The sequence below is a fragment of the Streptomyces sp. NPDC003327 genome (genome assembly GCF_053589515.1).
This window is the reverse complement of the sequence record NZ_JBSFSA010000004.1, coordinates 174986-194567: the sequence shown is the minus strand read 5'-3', so window position 1 is coordinate 194567 and position 19582 is coordinate 174986. Positions and strand designations below refer to the sequence as shown.

17 protein-coding genes and 1 pseudogene are annotated in these 19582 nt (G+C 70.7%); 10 read left to right on the top strand and 8 right to left on the bottom strand.

All coding sequences use genetic code 11. The features are described 5' to 3' along the window. Positions 1-101: 101 nt before the first annotated feature. The 4 genes from ACWDVG_RS05575 to ACWDVG_RS05560 all read left to right on the top strand — a co-directional run bounded on the left by ACWDVG_RS05575 (position 102) and on the right by ACWDVG_RS05560 (position 3017). Entirely contained in the window at positions 102-317 is a 216-nt protein-coding gene (locus tag ACWDVG_RS05575) for a hypothetical protein (protein ID WP_451696482.1), read from the top strand. 98 nt (positions 318-415) lie between these two features. Then, positions 416-1243, top strand: coding sequence for a DUF3626 domain-containing protein (locus ACWDVG_RS05570; protein WP_451696480.1), 828 nt, complete (start codon positions 416-418; stop codon positions 1241-1243). 103 nt (positions 1244-1346) lie between these two features. Beyond that, complete coding sequence (locus ACWDVG_RS05565; protein ID WP_451696479.1) at positions 1347-1883, top strand: transposase; 537 nt, start codon at positions 1347-1349, stop codon at positions 1881-1883. A gap of 234 nt (positions 1884-2117) precedes the next feature. Then, complete coding sequence (locus ACWDVG_RS05560) at positions 2118-3017, top strand: ABC transporter ATP-binding protein (protein WP_451696477.1); 900 nt, start codon at positions 2118-2120, stop codon at positions 3015-3017. Positions 3018-3075: 58 nt separating this feature from the next. On the opposite strand, the gene ACWDVG_RS05555 is transcribed toward ACWDVG_RS05560, so the two are convergent. Continuing rightward, positions 3076-4152 (bottom strand): TerC family protein, encoded by a 1077-nt coding sequence (locus ACWDVG_RS05555; RefSeq protein WP_451696475.1) that lies wholly within the window; start codon positions 4150-4152, stop codon positions 3076-3078. Continuing rightward, a complete protein-coding gene (locus tag ACWDVG_RS05550; RefSeq protein ID WP_451696473.1) occupies positions 4149-4712 on the bottom strand; it encodes a universal stress protein in 564 nt (187 codons plus the stop codon). Before ACWDVG_RS05550 ends, ACWDVG_RS05555 begins: the two co-directional genes overlap by 4 nt. A 152-nt stretch (positions 4713-4864) precedes the next feature. Here ACWDVG_RS05550 and ACWDVG_RS05545 point away from each other — a divergent pair, with 152 nt between their 5' ends. The 4 genes and pseudogenes from ACWDVG_RS05545 to ACWDVG_RS05530 all read left to right on the top strand — a co-directional run bounded on the left by ACWDVG_RS05545 (position 4865) and on the right by ACWDVG_RS05530 (position 8155). After that, the gene (locus ACWDVG_RS05545) at positions 4865-5209 is read left to right on the top strand and encodes a helix-turn-helix transcriptional regulator (RefSeq protein WP_451696471.1); all 345 of its coding nucleotides are present in this window, start codon (positions 4865-4867) and stop codon (positions 5207-5209) included. Positions 5210-5612: 403 nt separating this feature from the next. Beyond that, positions 5613-6606: pseudogene (locus ACWDVG_RS05540) on the top strand (FAD-binding oxidoreductase); the annotation flags it as partial. A gap of 319 nt (positions 6607-6925) precedes the next feature. Next, complete coding sequence (locus tag ACWDVG_RS05535; RefSeq protein ID WP_451696469.1) at positions 6926-7450, top strand: flavodoxin domain-containing protein; 525 nt, start codon at positions 6926-6928, stop codon at positions 7448-7450. 60 nt (positions 7451-7510) lie between these two features. Beyond that, positions 7511-8155, top strand: a complete 645-nt coding sequence (locus ACWDVG_RS05530; protein WP_451696467.1) for a CBS domain-containing protein — start codon at positions 7511-7513, stop codon at positions 8153-8155. Positions 8156-8472: 317 nt separating this feature from the next. On the opposite strand, the gene ACWDVG_RS05525 is transcribed toward ACWDVG_RS05530, so the two are convergent. The 3 genes from ACWDVG_RS05525 to ACWDVG_RS05515 all read right to left on the bottom strand — a co-directional run bounded on the left by ACWDVG_RS05525 (position 8473) and on the right by ACWDVG_RS05515 (position 12924). Further along, positions 8473-9159 (bottom strand): helix-turn-helix domain-containing protein, encoded by a 687-nt coding sequence (locus tag ACWDVG_RS05525; protein ID WP_451696466.1) that lies wholly within the window; start codon positions 9157-9159, stop codon positions 8473-8475. 122 nt (positions 9160-9281) lie between these two features. After that, complete coding sequence (ppdK, locus tag ACWDVG_RS05520; RefSeq protein ID WP_451696464.1) at positions 9282-11984, bottom strand: pyruvate, phosphate dikinase; 2703 nt, start codon at positions 11982-11984, stop codon at positions 9282-9284. A gap of 67 nt (positions 11985-12051) precedes the next feature. Continuing rightward, a complete protein-coding gene (locus ACWDVG_RS05515) occupies positions 12052-12924 on the bottom strand; it encodes a universal stress protein (protein ID WP_451696462.1) in 873 nt (290 codons plus the stop codon). A 473-nt stretch (positions 12925-13397) separates the two neighbouring features. Here ACWDVG_RS05515 and ACWDVG_RS05510 point away from each other — a divergent pair, with 473 nt between their 5' ends. Next, positions 13398-13847 (top strand): universal stress protein, encoded by a 450-nt coding sequence (locus ACWDVG_RS05510; protein WP_451696460.1) that lies wholly within the window; start codon positions 13398-13400, stop codon positions 13845-13847. Positions 13848-14050: 203 nt separating this feature from the next. Here ACWDVG_RS05510 and pflA read toward each other — a convergent pair whose 3' ends face one another. The 3 genes from pflA to ACWDVG_RS05495 form a co-directional block, all read right to left on the bottom strand. Further along, positions 14051-14779 (bottom strand): pyruvate formate-lyase-activating protein, encoded by a 729-nt coding sequence (gene pflA / locus ACWDVG_RS05505; RefSeq protein ID WP_451696458.1) that lies wholly within the window; start codon positions 14777-14779, stop codon positions 14051-14053. Beyond that, entirely contained in the window at positions 14776-17043 is a 2268-nt protein-coding gene (pflB, locus tag ACWDVG_RS05500) for a formate C-acetyltransferase (protein WP_451696456.1), read from the bottom strand. The genes pflA and pflB overlap by 4 nt, the downstream gene beginning before the upstream one ends. A gap of 374 nt (positions 17044-17417) precedes the next feature. Next, positions 17418-18287: a universal stress protein gene (locus tag ACWDVG_RS05495; protein ID WP_451696454.1), complete on the bottom strand. Its 870-nt coding sequence runs from the start codon at positions 18285-18287 to the stop codon at positions 17418-17420. A 337-nt stretch (positions 18288-18624) separates the two neighbouring features. Between ACWDVG_RS05495 and ACWDVG_RS05490 the strand changes: the two genes are divergently transcribed. Continuing rightward, entirely contained in the window at positions 18625-19497 is an 873-nt protein-coding gene (locus ACWDVG_RS05490) for a universal stress protein (protein WP_451696452.1), read from the top strand. Positions 19498-19582: the final 85 nt, after the last annotated feature.

Below are 19582 nucleotides of genomic sequence, written 5' to 3'. Positions count from 1 at the left end.
CACGTCGTCCTCTCCGCGGCGAGGTCTGGGCGCGACGGGGAAGGCCGTCCGCCGTATGCAGGCGGAGCCCCAAGGTCAGCCCGCCCGCGGGGGGCCTGTACGTGAACACCCCGCGCACGGACATCCGGATCGGCTGGAGACCACCCGCTCCGTCTTCGACGTCTCCGGCCCGCGCCAGCGCCGGCCGGCATGGCATCGGCATCGGCATCGGCATCGGCATCGGCATCGGCGTAAAGAAATCGTCTCGATTGGTGATCTATCAACGCTCCGTCACGCTGGAAAGGGCTGTCGGTGGACAATCCGCGTGCGCCAGTTGATCAGGGTGGGGAACACTGTGCTGATGAGCTCTGCAGCCTCCCAGACAGCGCAGGAACGGGCCCTTCGGCATGTAGCGGACCTGGCGTCGGGTCCTCCGATGGACCCGGCATTGCGGGTGACCCTCAACTTCCACCCGGACCGTCTGCTGCACGGCAAGCCGATCCTGGACGCTATGGCCGAGAGCGGCGTCTACCACTCGCAGTTCGTCACGGGGACCAGCAACGGCGGCCTGACCGCGCATCCAGGCGGCGACCGGTGGCGCTGGGAGAGCCGGATCTTCAACGGGGCGTACGACGAAGCGACCGCTCATGAGCGGCCCGTCTACGGGGCGTTGAACTTCCGCCGCAAGCCGGTCGGCGGGGCACCGCGGTTCGGCTCGGCCCACTTCCGGCTGACGGCCCAGACGCTGACGCGGAGCACGTTCTGCTACCCGGACAGTTTCCTCGAACCGTCGGATTTCGGTGTCGCGGGCCGCATGGGGCTTATCGAGCTTGCTCGCGCCGATCGTCAGGACGAGCTCGACGACTACATCGAGGCGCAGGTGCATGCGTCGGTCGAGCTGCAACGCGATGTGGAGGCGCTGGTGCTGGACCCCTGTTACCGAGGCACGCCGGTCGAGGACGCAGCTCTGCGTCTTGGCTGCCCGGTGGAGTGGCACCCCGGCTTCCGACTCGCGGTTGAAGAACTCCGACGTCACCCCGACTACCGCGGCCAGGACTACGTCGACTTGGGCACGCAGATCGCGGTCGACGGCATGCTCGATCCTCGGATCATCGGAGACTCCGCACGCGCCGGCCTCTACGACCCCCAAGCGGTCAAGAAGGTGTGGCACTACCTGGCGCGATTCGGGGCCCCCTGGAAGGCCACGGACAGGTCGGTGGCTCCGGCACCGACGGAGGAGGCTGTACTCGATGGCCTTCGTTGAGGGGCTGGTGCCGGAGGGGCTGTGGGAGTTGTTCCGGGCTGTGAGACCGCAGATCCCCACGAGGCCACAAGGCTGAGGCAGTCGACGGGTTGACGATCGTGCTGTGCTCGCCGCGGGGCCTCATGGCAGACAGTCCATCGGCGGTTCTCCGAGTGGACCGCGGCGCGGGTGTGGGCGAAGCTCCATCGCCTGGTGCTGGACGAGCTCGGCGCCCGCGGGGAGCCGGACTGGTCGAGGTGCGCGATCGGCTCCGTGGACATGCGAGCCCTCGAAGGGGGGAGCCGACAGGCCCGCGTCCTGCCGATCGCGGCAAGAAGGCTCAAAGATCCACTTCATTGCAGAACGGACAGGTCTGCCCATCTCCATCGGCATCTCCGCCGCCAGCACCCACGACAGCCAGGGTCTCGAACCCCTTGTACGAGGCATACCGCCCATCCGCTCTCGCCGTCGTCGTTTGCGCCGCCGTTACGAACGCAAGGCCGAACACTTCCTCGCCTTCACCGGCATCTCCGCCACCCTCATCTGCTACCGAAGGGAGCAGACTGAACCCCAGCAGCAGGATGACGTTCCGCCACCCATATTTCCGTCGGTCGTCCGTGCTGATACCGATCCACACGTCGGGAACGCTCACGACCAGTGATGTACCCGATGCGGAACATCACGGACAAGTGGTGGGTCGAACGTTCTACCGTCCTGCAGCTCACGGGCTCGCCGAGGACCAGTTGCCCCACGACGCAAGGAGTTCCTCGTCGAGAAGTGGATCCGCGCTTCTTGCGGAGCAGGTGGGCTGGGAGTACGTTCACGACCGGTGTGCCGGGAAGTCTGGTCGGCGGTCAGGGGCTCCGTGCCCGTCGTTCCTTCCTGTGGAGGCCCCATGGTCTCGCCCGCCTTTCGTACGGAATCCCTCACTAAGCGCTACGGCCGCACGACGGCCCTGGACGGACTGGACCTGAGCGTCCCGCCGGGCGAGGTCTTCGGGTTCCTCGGGCCCAACGGTGCCGGAAAATCGACCACCATCCGTCTGCTGCTCGGGTTGGCCCGGCCGACCTCGGGCCGGGCCTGGGTCTTCGGGACGGACGCTGCCGACGTAGCCGTGACGCACCGCCGCCTGTCCTACGTGCCGGCCGACGTTGCTCTGTGGCCCAGGCTGACCGGCGCCGAGACGCTCGAACTGCTGGCGCGGACGGGGCCGGGCACCGACCTCGTCTACCGGGACGAACTGGTGGAGCGGTTCGGTCTGGATCCGTCCAAGCCCGGCCGGACGTACTCCACCGGAAACAGGCAGAAGGTCGCGCTCATCGCGGCGTTCGCCACCAGGGCTCCCCTGCTCGTGCTGGACGAACCCTCCAGCGGCCTGGACCCGCTGATGGAAAGGGAGTTCTGCCGAGCGGTGGGCGAGGCCCGGGACAACGGCCAGACGGTCTTCCTCAGCTCGCACCAGCTCGCCGAGGTGGAAGCCGTCTGTGACAGCGTGGCGATCCTGCGAGCGGGGCGACTCGTGGACGTCGCCACGGTCAGAGAGCTACGGCGGCTTCACCGTACGGAGGCGACGGTGGCTTTCGCCGCCGTGCCGCCGGACCTGACTCAGGTGCCCGGCGTGGACGAGATCGAGGTGACCGGCCCCACGACGGTGGAGCGGACGACCGCCGCGGCGATGACGCGGTGTCCCGTGCGGGCGGCGAGGTCGACCGCGTGGGCAACTACGGTTCGGTCGGCGCGGGAGCCGGTGAACAGCGCCAGGACGTGTCCGCCGGAGTGCGGGGAGAAGTGGTAGACGTGCGCTTGCGGCGGGGTCGGTGAGGGGGCAGCCGGGCGGGGCGTCTGGGTCGCGGTCATGAGGGGTCCTTGGTGTGCGGGCTGCGGACGGCAGCGGGCTGCTGAGGCGCGGAAGCGGCGGCCGGCTGGTCGGCTTCGCCGGTGCTGCCTTCACCGGTGCCGACTTCACCGGTCCCGGTCGGCCGCTGCTCGGTGTCGCCGCTCTGGCCGCGGGTGGCGATCAGGGACCAGCCGATGGAGACGGTGATGGTGGCGACGATGACGCCGAGGGTGAGCGGGATGGGGAGCTTGCCGACGGGGGTCTCGGACAGGATGAGCTTGACGCCGGCGAAGACGAGCAGGACCGCCAGCCCGTAGTGCAGGTACTGGAAGCGGCGCAGGAGGCCGGCGAGGCAGAAGTACAGGCTCCGCAGGCCCAGGACGGCGAAGGCGTTGGCGGTCCACACCAGGAAGGTGTTGGTGGTGATGGCCAGGACGGCGGCGACGGAGTCGATCGCGAAGATGAGGTCGGTGGCCTCGACGGCGACCAGGACCACGAACAGCAGCGTCGCGATCCGCTTGCCGCCCTTGCGGATGAAGAACCTGTCGCCGTGGAATGTCGGATCGGTGGGGATGAGCTTCTTGATTAGGCGGACGATCGGGTTGCGGTCGGGGTGGACCTCCTCGTCCTTGGAGACCGCCATCTTCCAGCCGGTCCAGATCAGGAACGCACCGAAGAGGTAGGCGGTCCAGAAGAACACCTGGAGCAGTTCGGCGCCGACGAAGATGAACACCAGCCGGGCCGCCAGGGCGCCGAGGACCCCCCAGAAGAGGACCTTGTGCTGGTAGGCGTCGGGAACGGCGAAGAACGAGAAGACGAGCGCGAACACGAAGACGTTGTCGATCGAGAGGGCCTTTTCGATCAGGTAGCCGGCGTAGTAGGTGGAGGACACCTCCCCGCCCTGCCAGGCCAGCAGGATCAAGCCGAAGCCCAGGCCGATGGCGATCCAGATGGCGCTCCAGATCGCGGCTTCCCTGAAGCCGATGACGTGGTTGTCGCGGTGGGCGATCAGGTCGACGGCGAGCATCACGCAGATGCCGAGTGTGACCGCGGCCCAGGCCCACAGCGGGACGGCGAACGACAGGTCATTCATCGCGAAACGATTCCTTTCCGGGTACGCAGCGGGTCACCGACCAAGGGCGCGGGAGGCGGTGACTGGCCCAGGGGGACCCAGGCGGCCGGCGCGACGGCGTGGACGTAGGGGCCGCCGCGCAGGGCCGCGGCCTCGATCAGGGCGAACGCGTCCAGGCCGTGCGGGGCGTGGCGGGCGGCCACCAGGTCCGGGGCGCGGTGGCGGTTGACCAGCGCGAGGAGTTCCTTCGCCGCCGCCAGGCGCGAGCCGTTGCCGGGCGGGAGGCGGAAGACCTCGGGAATGCAGTCGGCGGCGTGCGGGCCGATCTTCGGCATGACGCGGGCCAGGACCGCGCGCACCGAGGGGGAGGCCGGGCCGAGGGAGGAACGGGCGATGTGCGGGGGCATCACGGCGATAAGCAGCAGCGGCGCCCGGCGGGCCGCCGCAATGCGGGCGGCCGTCTCGGCCACCACCACGTCGTCGATCCGGTCGGTGAGGACCCCGGCGACGGGCTGGCGAAGCCCGGCCCGCGCGAGCCGCGGAACGCGGTGGTGTGCGGGGTGGGAAAGCAGTCGGGTCACGGCTACGGCCCGCCTTCCTGAAATCGGGACGAATCACCTCCAGCGTCACCCCACCACATGACATGCGTCAACAGTTACGCGAAAACTTTTTCGCTAATGAAGGTTCGCACGAGAGGGTGAACATACGAAGCAGGGTTCGTATGATGGAGGCCATGAGCAGCTCTACGGCACGCGGTGACCAATGGACGTTTCTGACCAACCACGCCCGGGTCTTGCTGTGGCTGGCCCGCGACCCCGAGGTACGGCTGCGGGACGTCGCCGCCGGGATCGGGATCACCGAGCGGGCGGTACAGCTCATCGTCGCCGACCTGGAAGCCGCCGGATACCTGACCCGCACCCGGGTGGGCCGCCGCAACCGCTACACCATCGACGCCAGCGTCTCCCTGCGCCACCCGCTGGAAGCCGACCACCCCGTCGGCGACCTGCTCGGCGCCTTCCTCCACCGCGAGGACACCCCGGAGGCCGAGTCCGCCGAACAGGAGGCGGCAACGCGGTGACCGAACGAGCGCTGTCGCCCGCACTACGCGAGGTCATCGCGTCGTCGGCGACGCGGTGAGCACCGCGGACGACGCCCGGATCGACCGGCTGCTGGACAGCTGGTCCGCATCGGCTTTCCCGAAGTGCTCTACGAGCTGCGCAGGCAGCTCGTCAAAGCCTCCACGCCGTAGGGGGCGGCGCGCAGCACCGCGGCCAGCTCGCGGGCACGGTCCTCGCCGTCGTCACCACCACTCCACGTCCTCCGCCCCGCGGACAGGCACCACGATCAACCTCTCGGAGGGCAAGCCGGTCAGCCGCAGCCGCCTGACCGGCCTGGACATACCACCACCGCTCTCGTCGCCCAGGGCGATGCGGCCCTGATCGGCACATCGGGCCTCGCGGCTTCGTCGTGCACCGCGCAGGGCCGACCCCGAGGCCCGCCCGGACGCCCTGCTCGCCCGCATCGCCCACAAACACGTGGCCGTCGGCGTCACCGAAGACCAGTACACGATCGTGCACAAGTACCTGTTCGCCGCCATCGCCGATGTCCTGGGCGAAGCGGTCACCCCTGACGTCGCGGCCGCCTGGGACGAGGTCTACTGGCTGATGGCCGGTGCTCTCATCGCCCAGGAGGCACGCCTCTCCTTCGAAGCCCAGGTACAGCCCGGACACCCGTGGCGGCAGTGGACGGTCGTCGAACGCCGTCAGGAAACCCCCGACGCCGTTTCCTTCCTGCTGCGCCCCGCCGACGGTGCCTCTGCCCCTCGCGCCAGGGCCGGACAGTACGTCAGCGTACGTGTGCAGATGCCCGACGGAGTGCACCAACTCCGCCAGTACAGCCTCTCCTCGGCCCCCGGCGACCAGACGCGCCGCATCACCGTCAAGCGCGCGACCGGCGAGGGAACCCCCCGACGGTGAAGTGTCGAGCCTGTTGCACCGCACCCTCAGGACCGGCGACGAACTCACCCTTGCCGCCCCCTTCGGCGATGTCGTGCTGGACGACACGAACGCACCGCTGGTGCTGGTCTCCGCCGGCATCGGCTGCACGCCGATGGTCTCCATGCTGGAGCACCTCGCCGCCACCGCCCCCACCCGCTCCGTCACGGTCCTGCACGCCGACCGCTCACCCTCCGACCACGCTCTGCGCGCCGACACCAGCCGACTGGTCAGCATGCTGCCGAACGCGCGCGCCACGTTCTGGTACGAACGGGACGCGGAGCAGGAGAGCGGCTCCCGGACTGGGCTGATGAATCTCGACGGGCTGGAACCGCCCGCCGACGCGAACGTGTACCTGTGCGGCCCGCTTCCCTTCATGCGCGAGGCCAGGGCACAACTGCTGCGCGGCGGAATCCCCGCCCGCAGCTTCCGCTACGAGGTCTTCGGCCCCGACCTGTGGCTGCCCGACACCACGCTCTGAGACACCGGCAGGCACAGCGCTCCGAACAGCCGCGGTGCGATGGGGACGGGAGCCCGATGTCCAGACGCTGCCGGATCCGGCCAATCCCGAGACTCTGGCCGTGATCCGGCCTCGGGGCCGGGGAAGTCGCATGCGGCTGTGCGACGGAAGCCCGTGGCAACGAACGCCGACGCGGCCCGCTCGCCGAAGGGAGGGCCGTTCGGCCCCGAGTTCTGCCTCCGAGGCCCTCCACTTTCCCGGTCCGTCAGCGCACGCTCGAAGTGGAACCACACGCACACCGGACGGCGGCGCAGTCGGTCGCCGGCCTCCCGGGATACCGATGAGGGCGGTGGGAACAGTGCCTGGACGTGTACTGATCACCTACGGAACCAAGAACGGTTCGACGGCCGAGATCGCCCATGTCGTCGCTTCCGTCCTGAGGGACGAGGGGCTGGAGGTCGATGTCCAGCCGCCGTCGGAAGTGGAGGACGTCGCTCCCTACGACGCGATCGTGATCGGTGGGGCTCTTTACATGGGCCGTTGGCACCGGGACGCCCGGCGGTTCACGCGGCAGCATCGCAAGGACCTCCGAGAACGACCCGTGTGGCTGTTCAGCAGCGGCCCGCTCGACCCTTCGGCGTCCGAGCGGGACATTCCACCCGTCGCGAGTGCCCGTCGGGCGCGGCATCGTACGAACGCCCTCGGTCACGTCACCTTCGGCGGCCGACTCGAGGCCGGAGCAAAGGGACGCATGGCGAAGGCCATCCTGGACGAGGGCCGCGGCGGTGACTTCCGTGATCTGAACCGCGTCGCGGAGTGGGCCAGGGACGTCGCCCGCGACATCGAGGAGCCGGAAAGCGCGTGAACCCGTGCGCGCGGCGGTGCGGTCGCATCGACGGCGGGATCCGAGTGGAGGAGGAGTGCGATGAACGCATCACCACACACCGTGAGCGATGTCATGACCCAGACCGCTGTGGCGGTGGGCGGTCGGGCGTCGTACAAGGAGATCGTCCAGCTGATGAACCAGTGGAAGGTGAGCGCCCTGCCCGTACTCGCCGGCGAGGGCCGCGTCATCGGCGTGGTTTCCGAGGCGGACCTTCTGCCCAAGGAGGAGTACCGCGAGGACGACGTGGGCCTGAGGGACCGGCCGCTCGCCGACACGGCCAAGGCGGGCGCGGTGTACGCGGAGGACCTCATGTCGAGCCCGGCCGTCACCGTCCACGCGGACGCGACCATCGCCGAGGCAGCAAGGATCATGGCGAGACGGCAGGTCAAACGGTTGCCCGTCGTGGACGGCCACGGTCTGCTGGAGGGCGTGGTCAGCAGAAGCGACCTGCTGAAGGTGTTCCTGCGATCGGACGAAGACATAGCGGCCGAGATCCGAGCCGGTGTCCTGCCGGACCTGCCGGCCACGGCCGGGGTGCGCGTCGCGGTCACGGACGGTGTGGTGACCTTGGGTGGCCAACTACGGGACCGCGCGCTGGTTCCCCTTCTGGCGAGGGCGATCCGTGCGGTCGAGGGCGTCGTGGACATCCGGGTCGAGCTGCATGGTCCCGAGGTTCCGCACTGACGGAGTGGCTGACGGGAGGTGGCGACGCGCTGCGATTTCCCCGGCACCGAGCCGAACAACCCCGTGCCAGGGCCTCTCGGCCCCGGCCGTGACCACTCGGCCCCTGCCCGGCAGCTCCCGGAACGGCGACACTGAAGAGGTGACCGCACGGTACGGACCTTCAGCCGTTGGGCCGGTGTCCCGGTTCCGGCGGACCCACCGTCCGTGACCGCACTTCTCGGAGGTGGCTCCGATGCCCGCTCGTACACCTGAGACGACCCCTCGCAGGTCCGTTTCGGAGGTCCTGGTCGTCAACCTGAGGTGCGCGGCCCGGCACGTCACTGCTCCCCTACGACGATCCGGCGCCCGGTCACCCGATCGGGTGTCACGGCGATCCAGAGGTCCCGCATGCCGCCGGCCCACGGCGCGCTGCGGCTGTGCGTCTCCAGCCTCCGTACGGCGCCGGGTGCGGTGACCTTGTGCGCCTCGCCCACGACGAGGACACTCCACCCGCGGCTGAACGCGTCGTCGATGCGGTCCACCTCGAAGGCGACCACGTGTCCGGCGGCTCTCGCCGGTGTGGCGTCCGGCGAGGTCCTGAAGGCGACCTCCTCCCCGAGGGCCAGGTAGTTGACGGGGACGATCGCCGGCCTTGCCTCGGTGGTCACGGCGATGCGCCCCACGCCGTGGCTGCCCAGCAGCTCCCAGCACTCCGGCCGATCGAGCTCCAGGAGCTTCGGGTGATACGCGGCCTGGCCGACGCCGGGAGGAAGGTCGACGTTGCCGCCGGTGAGTTCCTCGACGCTCGTTTCGAGGGCGTCGGCGAGGCGGAGCAGCAGACCGACGCCATGCGTGGCGGGGTGGGTCTCCAGGTACCGGATGTACTCGGGTGCCGCACCGGTGCGCAGGGCGAGGTCCTCCTGGGACAGTCCCAGCTGCTCGCGGCGCGCCGCCACTCGTCTGCCCACGTCGCCCCTGGCCCGCGGTCCGGACGGTCCCGTACCGGTCTGCGGTCGGTCGGACATGACGGCTCGCTTTCCTGTCGGAGGCGGTCGGCGGTTGGCACGCCGCGAAGGCCCGTACCGGTGCCGGGGCCCCTGGCACTCCACGCTAGGCACGGATCAGCGGCTTCGCACCAGGAGTCGGTTCACCTGCTCGCCTGGGACTCCGTGTCGTGGAGGGCCGCGCGTCCGGCCTCGAGGCGGGCGACGGGCACGCGGAAGGGCGAGCACGACACGTAGTCCAGGCCGGCGCCGTGGAAGAAGTGGACGGAATCCGGGTCTCCCCCGTGCTCTCCGCAGACTCCGATCTTCAGGCGCGGCCGGGTGGCCCGGCCTTCCGCGACGGCGATCTCGACGAGGCGCCCCACGCCCTCGCGGTCGATCGTCTCGAACGGGGAGGTCTGGAAGATGCCCTTGTCGAGGTAGGCGGAGAAGAACGCCGCCTCGACGTCGTCTCGGGAGAACCCCCAGGTCGTCTGGGTGAGGTCGTTCGTGCCGAAGGAGAAGAACTGTGCGTCCTGCGCGATCCGGCCCGCGGTGAGGGCGGCCCGGGGAAGCTCGATCATCGTTCCGACCGGGCAGTCCACAGGGACACCGGTGCCGGCGGATACCCGCTCCAGTACGCGGTCGACCTCCGCCCGTACGAGTCGGAGTTCCTCCACGGCGTCGACCAGCGGCACCATGATCTCGGCCCGGGGGTCGCCACCCGCCCGCTTCCGTGCCACGACGGCCTCGGCGACGGCTCGCACCTGCATGGCGACGAGTCCGGGCACGATCAGGCCGAGCCGTACGCCGCGCAGGCCAAGCATGGGGTTCGCCTCGTGCATCCGGGTGACGGCCGCCAAGAGTTCGGTGTCGCGGGGGGCCGGCCGCCGTCCCAGCGCGTCGTCCCGGGCGACACGTACCGACAGCTCCGTCAGGTCGGGCAGGAACTCGTGAAGGGGCGGATCCAGCAACCGGATGGTCACGGGCAGCCCGTCCATCGCTTCGAGGATGCCGATGAAGTCCTCGCGCTGCAGGGGGAGGAGGGCGTTCAGGGCCGCTTCCCTCTCCGTGTCGTCCTGCGCCAGGATCATCGCTTCGACCAGGGGGCGGCGGTCACCGAGGAACATGTGCTCGGTGCGGCACAGACCGATCCCCTGAGCGCCGAACCGCCGGGCGCGGGCGGCGTCCTCCGGCGTGTCGGCATTGGCGCGCACCTCCATGCGCCGGGCTTCGTCCGCCTGTCCCATGAGCCGGTGCACATCGCGGACGACCTGGGTGGCGGACTCGGTCGGCGACTGCCCGCCGTCCTCGAAGTAGCGCATCACAGGCGAGTCGACGAGGGGCGCGGCGCCCAGGAACACCAGGCCCTCGGACCCGTCGACGGATACGACGGTCCCTTCGCGCACCGTGACGGAGGACGTGGAGAAGAGCCGCTGCCGGGGGTCGACCGTGAGCTCCTCGGCCCCGCACACGCAGACCTTGCCCATGCCCCGGGCGACGACGGCCGCGTGGCTGGTCTTTCCTCCGCGGCTGGTGAGCACGGCTTCGGCCGCGATCATCCCGGGCAGGTCGTCCGGGGTCGTCTCCTGGCGTACGAGCACGACCTTCTCCCCGTCGGCGGCCCGGCGGACCGCTTCGGCGGAGTCGAACACGACCGCTCCGACGGCGGCGCCGGGAGAGGCGGGGATGCCGCGGGCCAGCACCTGACGGGTGTTTGAGTCGTCGAACCGGGGGAACATCAGGCGCGCCAGCCCTTCGCCGTCGACCCGGGCCAGCGCCTCCCTCGGAGAGATCAACCCCTCGTCGACCAGCTGTCCGGCGATGGCGAAGGCGGCCTGAGAAGTGCGCTTGCCGACGCGAGTCTGCAGCATCCACAGGGTGCCGCGTTCGATGGTGAACTCGATGTCGCACAGGTCGCGGTAGTGCGCCTCCAACCGCTGCATGCAGTCACGCAGACGGGCGAAGGACGCCGGATCGAGGTCCTCCAGATCCTGCAGGGGCACGGTGTTGCGGATGCCGGCGACGACGTCCTCGCCCTGGGCGTTGGGCAGGTAGTCGCCGTAGATGCCGGGCTGTCCGGTCGCCGGGTCACGGGTGAAGGCGACGCCGCTTCCCGAGTCGGGACCGAGGTTGCCGAAGACCATGGTCTGGATGTTGACGGCGGTGCCCAGGTCGTGGGGGATGTGCTCGCGACGCCGGTAGATCCGCGCCCGTTCACCGTTCCACGAGGTGAAGACGGCCAGGACGGCCCGACGGAGCTGCTCGGCCGGGTCCTGGGGGAACTCTTCGCCTGTTTCCTCCAGGATCAGATCCTTGTACGTCTCGACCAGCCGGATCAGGTCGCAGGTGTCGAGCCGGGTGTCGTCGGCGAGGTGGTGCTGTTCCTTGATCCCGGCGAGGACCTTCTCGAAACGCTCGCTGTCGACACCCATGACCGTGCTGCCGAACATCTGCACGAGGCGGCGGTAGGAGTCCCAGGCGAACCGTTCCCTCTCGGGTGTCTTGCCCAACCCGAGGACCGACAGGTCGTTGAGGCCGATGTCGAGGATGGTCTCCATCATGCCCGGCATGGAGAACCGGGCTCCGGAGCGGACGGAGAGCAGCAAGGGATCGTCCACCCGGCCGAGTCGTCTCCCCGCCGCGCCTTCGATGGCGGCCAGGCGCTCGCCCACCTGGCGCTCCAACTCCTGCGGCGGCTCCCCGGTCCGGAGAAAGAAGCGGCACGCCTCTGTGGTGATGGTGAAGCCGGGTGGTACGGGAAGGCCCATGCGGGCCATCTCGGCGAGATTGGCACCCTTGCCGCCGAGAAGGTCCGCCATGTCCCGGCTGCCCTCGGCGAAGTCGTACACGTACTTCCGATCCATCGCGCCACGCTCCTCTCTCGTAGCCGGCCGAGTTCCCTCTGAGGGCCCGATTGCTTCGCCTCTGCCGTCAGTCGTGCGGGACGACCGCCACGGGCGCCCCCGCGTGGTGCAGTACGGCATGGATCACCGGGCCGACGTGTGCTCCCACCGGGGAGCCGCGGTGCCGGAGACCGACGACGATCAGACGGGCCTCTCGGGCCGCATCCACCAGGTCCTGCGCCGGACGCCCCTGAAGGCATCGGCGACCGACGGGGATGTCGGGGTACTTCGCGACCCAGGGGGCCAGCGCCGCTTCGAGTTCCCTCTGGCGTTCGGCCGCGACCTCTTTCATGAGCACCGGCAGGACGCCGGCGGTGTCAGTTCCGTAGACCGGCGGAAGGGACCAACTGTGCACGACGCGCAGACCACAGCCGTGAAGGTCGGCACAACCGAAGGCGAAGGCCAGCGCGTCGTCGGCAGCCCGCGGCAGGTCCAGCCCGAGGACGACGTCGCCTACCGCGCGGGCCGGCTCCCTCTCCTCCGGCTCCTGCACCCGGACGAGAACGACCGGGTGACTCACGCGCCCCAGGACCGCCAGGGAAACGGAGCCGGCGATGAACCCCGTCACGCCACCGAGGCCACGGGAGCCGAGGACGAGAAGCTCCGCGGCGTCTCCCGCGGAGGTCAGAGCATCGACGGGGTCTCCGCGAACGTGCGCCGTCTCCATCCGTACGTCCGGCCGGGTGCTGCGGACGTGCTGCGCGGCGGCGTGAAGCAGGTCCTCGGCCCGTCGGCTGTGTGCTTCGGGGGCCGCGTAGCGTGTGCCGACGTCGCCGTCGTCACTCGACACGTGGACCAGGCGCAACAGCCGGTCGCGGATCAGGGCTTCGTCAGCGGCCCATTCCGCGGCCGCCAGGCCTTCTCGCGAACCGTCGATTCCGACGGTGACGGCTCGGGACATGATGCGCTCCTCCCGATGAGGACGAGTCCTTCTCCCTCCACACTGACCGACGAAGGCAGAGGACAGCAGGGGCCGGAAGGCCCGGCCCGGGACCAGTGGGCCCTCTCAGGAGACGCGCACGGGCCCTCCGCCCGGGGTGGGGCCTCGACGGCCGCGGACCGAAGCACGGCGGAGCGGCGGCGAGTGGCAGGAGACAGGGACACCGACGGGGAGACCGCCGCCCCCGCGAGCACCGGCGCTACTCCGGCATCATCCGGCGCGGGCAGCTGGACCGGAAGGCTGCCGTGGCCTTCCGCCTGATGGGATGCCGTGACGGCGACTATCGGGACGGGACCGAGATCGACGCGTGGGCGGCGGGCATCGGGCGGGAACGGGACGGACGAGCAGACCGGACGGAGCATCCCGGCTTGGCGTGGTTCGCCGGAGGCGCGCACCGTGGAGGAGCATCAGGCCCGGTGAGAGGTGAGGCGGCTATGAACAGCAGTGATTCGGTTCCGCGCGTCGTTGTCGGGGTCGACGGTTCGGCGTCGTCACAGGCAGCACTGCGCTGGGCGGCCGGGCAGGCCCGGCTCATCGGCGGCATGGTCGAAGCCGTCTGCGCGTGGGACACGCCCTCGGAGTCCGGTTGGGCGGGACCGGCGACGGAACCCGGCTTCGACCTGGAGCAGGCCCGCCGAGGCTTCGCCGAGGAGATCCGGACCGTCTTCGGCGAGGACAAGCCCGTCGAAGTGAGGGAGATGCTGGTCCGGGGCGACCCCTCGGAAGTGCTGGTGAGGGCTTCCGAGGGAGCCGAACTGCTCGTCGTGGGCAGCAGGGGCCGGGGAGGCTTCGCCCGCGCGATGCTGGGATCAGTGAGTCAGCGTTGTGCTCAGCATGCCGCTTGCCCCGTGGTCGTCGTGCGTCCCACCGGCAAGGAGAAGTAAGTCTCCCGGCCATGGCACACCCTCGCCGTGAGCCCCGGGCGCCACGAGCTCGCAGCGCACGTCCACCACGCCTTCCACCGCCCGTGTGAGGCGCCCTGAGCCGCCTTCCGGACTGCTCCGGGCCGTCGCCCTCGTGTCACGTGGCCCGAGGAACCACCGCCGCAGGACACGAGGCGTGGGGCAGAACGGTCCGGTCGGCCGGTTCATTGTGCCCTCAGGCCGTGCGCTCGGAACTGCTCACGCACGCGCTCGACCAGTGCGGCGTCGGGGACGGGACGGTCGCGGAGGGGGAAGGGGATGCCGAGCGCGTCGTACTTGACGGCACCGAGCTGTTGGAAGGGCAGGACGTCGACGCGCTCGACGTTGTCCATATCCACGAGGAAGCGGGCGAGGCCGTCGATGGCTTCCTCGTCGTCGGTCCAGCCGGGGACGAGGACGTAGCGGATCCAGGCCGGTACGCCCAGACGGTTCAGCCGGGCGGCGAAGCCGAGGGTGGGCGCGAGGCGCCCGCCGGTCAGACGGCGGTAGACGCCGGCGTCGAAGGACTTGATGTCGAGCAGGACGAGATCGGTGTCGGCCAGGAGGGAGTCGTCGGCCCGAGCGCCCAGGGCGCCGGAGGTGTCCAGGGCGGTGTGCAGGCCGAGCCCTTTGCATCGCCGCAGGACCTCGGCCGTGAAGGCGGGCTGGAACAGGGGCTCGCCTCCGGTGAGGGTCACTCCCCCGCCGGCCAGGTCGGTGAACCGCCGGTACCGCTCGATGCGGGCCAGCACGTCGTCCACGGTGGCATGCTCCCCGTCGCGCATGTGCCAGGTGTCGGGGTTGGCGCAGTACAGGCAGCGCAGCGGGCAGCCGCTGAGGAAGAGGACGAAACGGGTCCCGGGCCCGTCCACGCCGGTGGACAGGTCCCAGGAGTGGATGCGGCCGGTGGTCATCGTGCGCCGTGGAAGGTGCGGCTGATGACGTCCAGCTGCTGTTCGCGGGTGAGCCGGACGAAGTTGACGGCGTAGCCGGAGACGCGGATGGTCAGCTCCGGGTAGTCGTCCGGGTGTTCCATGGCGTCCTCCAGCGTGGCGCGGTCGAGGACGTTGACGTTCATGTGGAAGCCGCCTTCGGCGGTGTAGGCGTCGAGGATTCCGACGAGGTGTCCCGCGCGTTCGGCCGGCTCGTGCCCCAGGCCCTCCGGGGTGATGGTCGAGGTGAGGGAGATGCCGTCGCGGGCCTGGTCGTACGGGATCTTCGCGACCGACAGCGCCGACGCCGCCATGCCATGGTGGTCGCGGCCGTTCATCGGGTTCGCGCCCGGGGCGAACGGTGCTCCGGCGCGCCGGCCGTCGGGCGTGTTGCCGGTGTGCCTGCCGTACACGACGTTGGAGGTGATGGTGAGAACCGACTGCGTGTGTTCGGCGCCCCGGTAGGTGGGGTGGCGCCGCACCTTGGCCATGAAGGAGCGCACCAGGTCGACGGCGATGCCGTCCGCCCGGTCGTCGTCGTTGCCGTAGGCCGGGTAGTCGCCTTCGACCTGGTAGTCGACGACGAGCCCCGTGTGGTCCCGGAGGGCCTTCACACGAGCGTGCTTGATGGCCGAGAGGCTGTCGGCCGCCACGGAGAGACCCGCGACTCCGCACGCCATCGTGCGGTGGACCGGGTGGTCGTGCAGAGCCATCTCGACGCGCTCGTAGGCGTATTTGTCGTGCATGTAGTGGATCACGTTGAGCGCGTTGACGTAGGTCGCCGCGAGCCAGTCCAGCATGCGGTCGTACGCGGCGGCCACCTCGGCGTAGTCGAGGCACTCGCCGGTCAGCGGGGTGGTCGCGGGGGCGATCTGTTCGCCGGTCATCTCGTCGCGGCCGCCGTTGATCGCGTACAGGAGGGCCTTGGCCAGGTTGACGCGCGCGCCGAAGAACTGCATCTGCTTGCCCACCGCCATCGCGGAGACGCAGCAGGCGATCGCCGAGTCGTCACCCGTGCGAGGGCGGAGCAGGTCGTCGGACTCGTACTGGATCGAGCTCGTGTCGATGGAGACCTGGGCGCAGAACCGCTTGAACCCCTCGGGCAGTCGACGGGACCAGAGCACGGTCAGGTTGGGCTCCGGGGCGGGTCCGAGGTTGTAGAGAGTCTGCAGGAAGCGGAAGGAGGTGCGCGTGACCAGGGGACGGCCGTCCTCTCCGACGCCGCCGATGGACTCGGTGACCCAGGTGGGGTCGCCGGAGAAGAGCGCGTCGTACTCCGGCGTGCGCAGGAACCGCACGATCCGCAGTTTGATCACGAAGTCGTCGACGAGCTCCTGGGCGCGGCTCTCGTCGATGCGCCCCTCGTCGACGTCACGCTGGAGGTAGACGTCCAGGAAGGTGGAGGTGCGGCCGAGGGACATCGCCGCGCCGTTCTGCTCCTTCACCGCGGCCAGGAAGCCCAGGTACAGCCACTGCACGGCCTCCTGCGCGGTGGCGGCGGGCCGGGAGACGTCGCAGCCGTAGGAGGCGGCCATGCGCTCCAGCTCGCCCAGCGCCCTGATCTGCTCCGCCAGCTCCTCGCGGTCGCGGATGACGTCGGCCGCGGACGGGATGTGGTCGAGGCGCGACCGCTCGGCGCGCTTGGCTTCGACCAGCCGGCTGGTTCCGTACAGCGCGACGCGGCGGTAGTCGCCGATGATCCGGCCGCGTCCGTAGGCGTCGGGCAGGCCGGTGATGATGCCGGCCTTGCGGGCGCGCAGCATCTCGGGGGTGTAGGCGTCGAAGACGCCGTCGTTGTGGGTCTTGCGGTAGGTGCCGAAGACCGTGGTGACGAAGGGGTCCGGTTCGAAGCCGTAGGCGCGCAGCCCGTTCTCGACCATGCGCAGTCCGCCGTTGGGCATGATGGCCCGCTTCAGCGGGGCGTCGGTCTGCAGTCCGACGATCAGCTCCCGGTCGCGGTCGATGTAGCCGGGAGCGTGGGACGTGATCGTGGAGGGCGTCGCCGTGTCGACGTCGAGGATGCCCTTGCGGCGCTCTTCGGGGAAGAGTGCGGCGACGGCTTTCCACACGGCGAGCGTCCGGTCCGTGGGCCCGGCCAGGAACGCGGATTCGCCCTCGTAGGGGGTGTAGTTGTCCTGGATGAAAGAACGCACGTCGATCTCCCGCATCCACTCCTCGCCGGTGAAGCCGCGCCACGGCGCGTCGGCGGGGCTGGTGCCGGCGGGGGGCTGCTCGGTCACGGTCATGTCGTCATCTCCAAGGGGCGGCGGCCTGCGAGGCGGGCGAGGCGGCTCGGCCTCACCTTCGATGTTCGTCGGCCGCCTGCCGTCGGCCGAGGGCCGAGAGGGTTGCGCGAAGCCGCCGACCGGCCTCGTCGTTGCGGGTCGGCAGGGGCAGTGGTCCCGGCGGTGCGAGCAACCTTGCGCCCTCCCCCGCGGGCCGCGCGGAGTCGTCGCCGGGAGGACGAGGCTGCCGCTCGGGCGGCGCGGCTGCCCGAACCGTCCGGGGCCGATGCCGGGCCGGCCCCATCGGTGCGCGCCGCTCTGCGGTCGGGTCCGTTCAGTCGTGCGGGACGACCGCGACGGGCGCCAGGCAGTGGTGCAGGACCGGTCGGGTCCGTTCAGTCGTGCGGTACGACCGCGACCGGCGCCAGGCAGTGGTGCAGGACAGCGTGGGTGACGGCCCCGATGTGGGTGCCGAGCCGTGCCCGGCGGACCCTGCGGCCGACGACGACGAGCCGGGCGTCGCGCGACAGCTCCGTCAGGTCCTGCGCCGGCCGGCCCTGGCGGCAGTCGCGGACCACCGCCACGTCCGGGAACTTCTCGGTCCAGGGGGCCAGCGCCTCGTCGAGCGCTCGCCGAGCGTCCGCGGCGACCTCCGTCATGAGCAGGGGCAGTGCGCCGACCATGTCGGGTCCGTAGAGTGCCGGAACCGCCCACCGGTGCACCACGCGCAGTCCGCAGCCGTACCGGTCTGCGGCGGCGAAGCCGAAGGAGAGCAGCTCGTCGGCCGCGGCGGACACGTCCAGACCCATGACCACCTCCCCCGTACGTTCCTCGTGGGGCTCCAGCGGGTCGTGCGGGCGGACGAGGACGACAGGTCGCGTTGTGCGGGCGAGCACCGCCAGGGAGACCGACCCTGCGAGGAATCCGGCCAGGCCTCCCAGACCACGGGAGCCGAGCACCAGCAGTTCCGCGTCCTCGGCGGCACTGCACAGCTCCTCCACCGGGTCCCCGGCGACCCACTTCGTCTCGACGTCCAGGCCCGGGTGGCGGCGCCGCAGGCGTCTTTCGGCGATGGCGAGCGTGCGCGCGCCCCATTCACGTGCCGTCGCCGGGTCGACCACACGTGTACGGGGGTCCTCGTCGATGTCCCAGGCGCGGAGCAGCCGCAGCGGCACGGCACGACGCAGTGCCTCCTGGGCGGCCCACTGCGTGGCGGCGAGGCTTTCCGGGGATCCGTCGAGGCCGGCGGTGACGGTGCGGGACATGGAGACTCCGTGGGTCTGGCGGCCGGGCGGGCCGGACGCGGCGTGCGCGGGCTGGTTTCGGGGGTCCGATCGCCGTCCGGCACTCCGGGGCGCTGGGCGGGCCTGCACCTCCACAGTGATCGGCCTGGACGGTGCGCGCAGGGGGCCGGAGGTCCCTGCTGTGGGCCGTCAGGCCCCGCGACCGCACTGCACCGGCCGGACGGCCACGTCGCCGTGACCGGATGGCCGACAGACAGGGCCAATGGGCCCTCGGCGGACCACCGCCTCCTGACGGAGGCTGAGGACAGGACGCACGGCCGAAGCGGCCGTGCCCGTCGAACCGCATGGAGGCACCTTCATGACCAGCGCCATCACCGTAGGAGTGGACGGCTCCGCGGAGAGCCTCGCAGCGGCGGACTGGGCGGCACGCGAAGCCGAACTGCGCGGGGTGCCCCTGCGCATCGTGCACGCGTGGCTCTGGCAGCCCCTCGACGTCCCCGTCGTCCAGGACAGGGAGACGCAGGCCACGTCCGCCCGCGCCGTGCTCCGCGAGGCCGAGACTCGCGTAGCCGGCCGCCACCCGGCCCTCACGGTCACCGCCGAGGTGGTCCAGGACACCGCGGTCGCCGCGCTCCTCAAGGAGGCCGGAGCGGCCGACATGCTGGTGCTGGGTTCGCGGGGGCACGGGGCGTTCGTCGGGTTCCTCCTCGGCTCCTACGGTCAGCAGGTGATCGCCGCGGCGGAACGACCCGTGGTGTCCGTGCGCGCCCGCGACGGGCAGACACCCCGGGAAGAGGGCGGCGAGATCGTCGTGGGCCAGCAGGGCACGCCGGAGGACAGCGACGCGGTGCTCGGCTTCGCCTTCGAGGAGGCGGCCGCACGCGGCGCGGCCCTGCGGGCGGTACGGGCATGGAGCCTGCCGCCGGTCCTCGCCCACAGCCCCGGCTCGATGCTCCTCGCGGAGGAGGCCGACGGGCTGGAGCCGTTCGAGAAGAAGACCCTGGCGGAGGCACTCGCCCCGTGGCGAGCGCGGTTCCCCGACGTCCCGGTGACCGCGCACGTCGAGATCGGCAGCGCGGGACAGGTACTGCTGTCCCGCGTGTCGGACGCGCAGTTGCTCGTGGTCGGCCGACGAACGCGCCGCACGTCCGTCGGCACCCGCATCGGGTCGGTCGCCCACGCCGCCCTGCACCATGCCCCCTGCCCCGTCGCCGTCGTGCCGCACGACTGACGGCCTCCTCCTGGCGGGGACTGGTTGCACGGCCGGTCCCCGCCCCGGTAGCGGCACCCACCAGGACCGCCGGAGCAGCGACCGC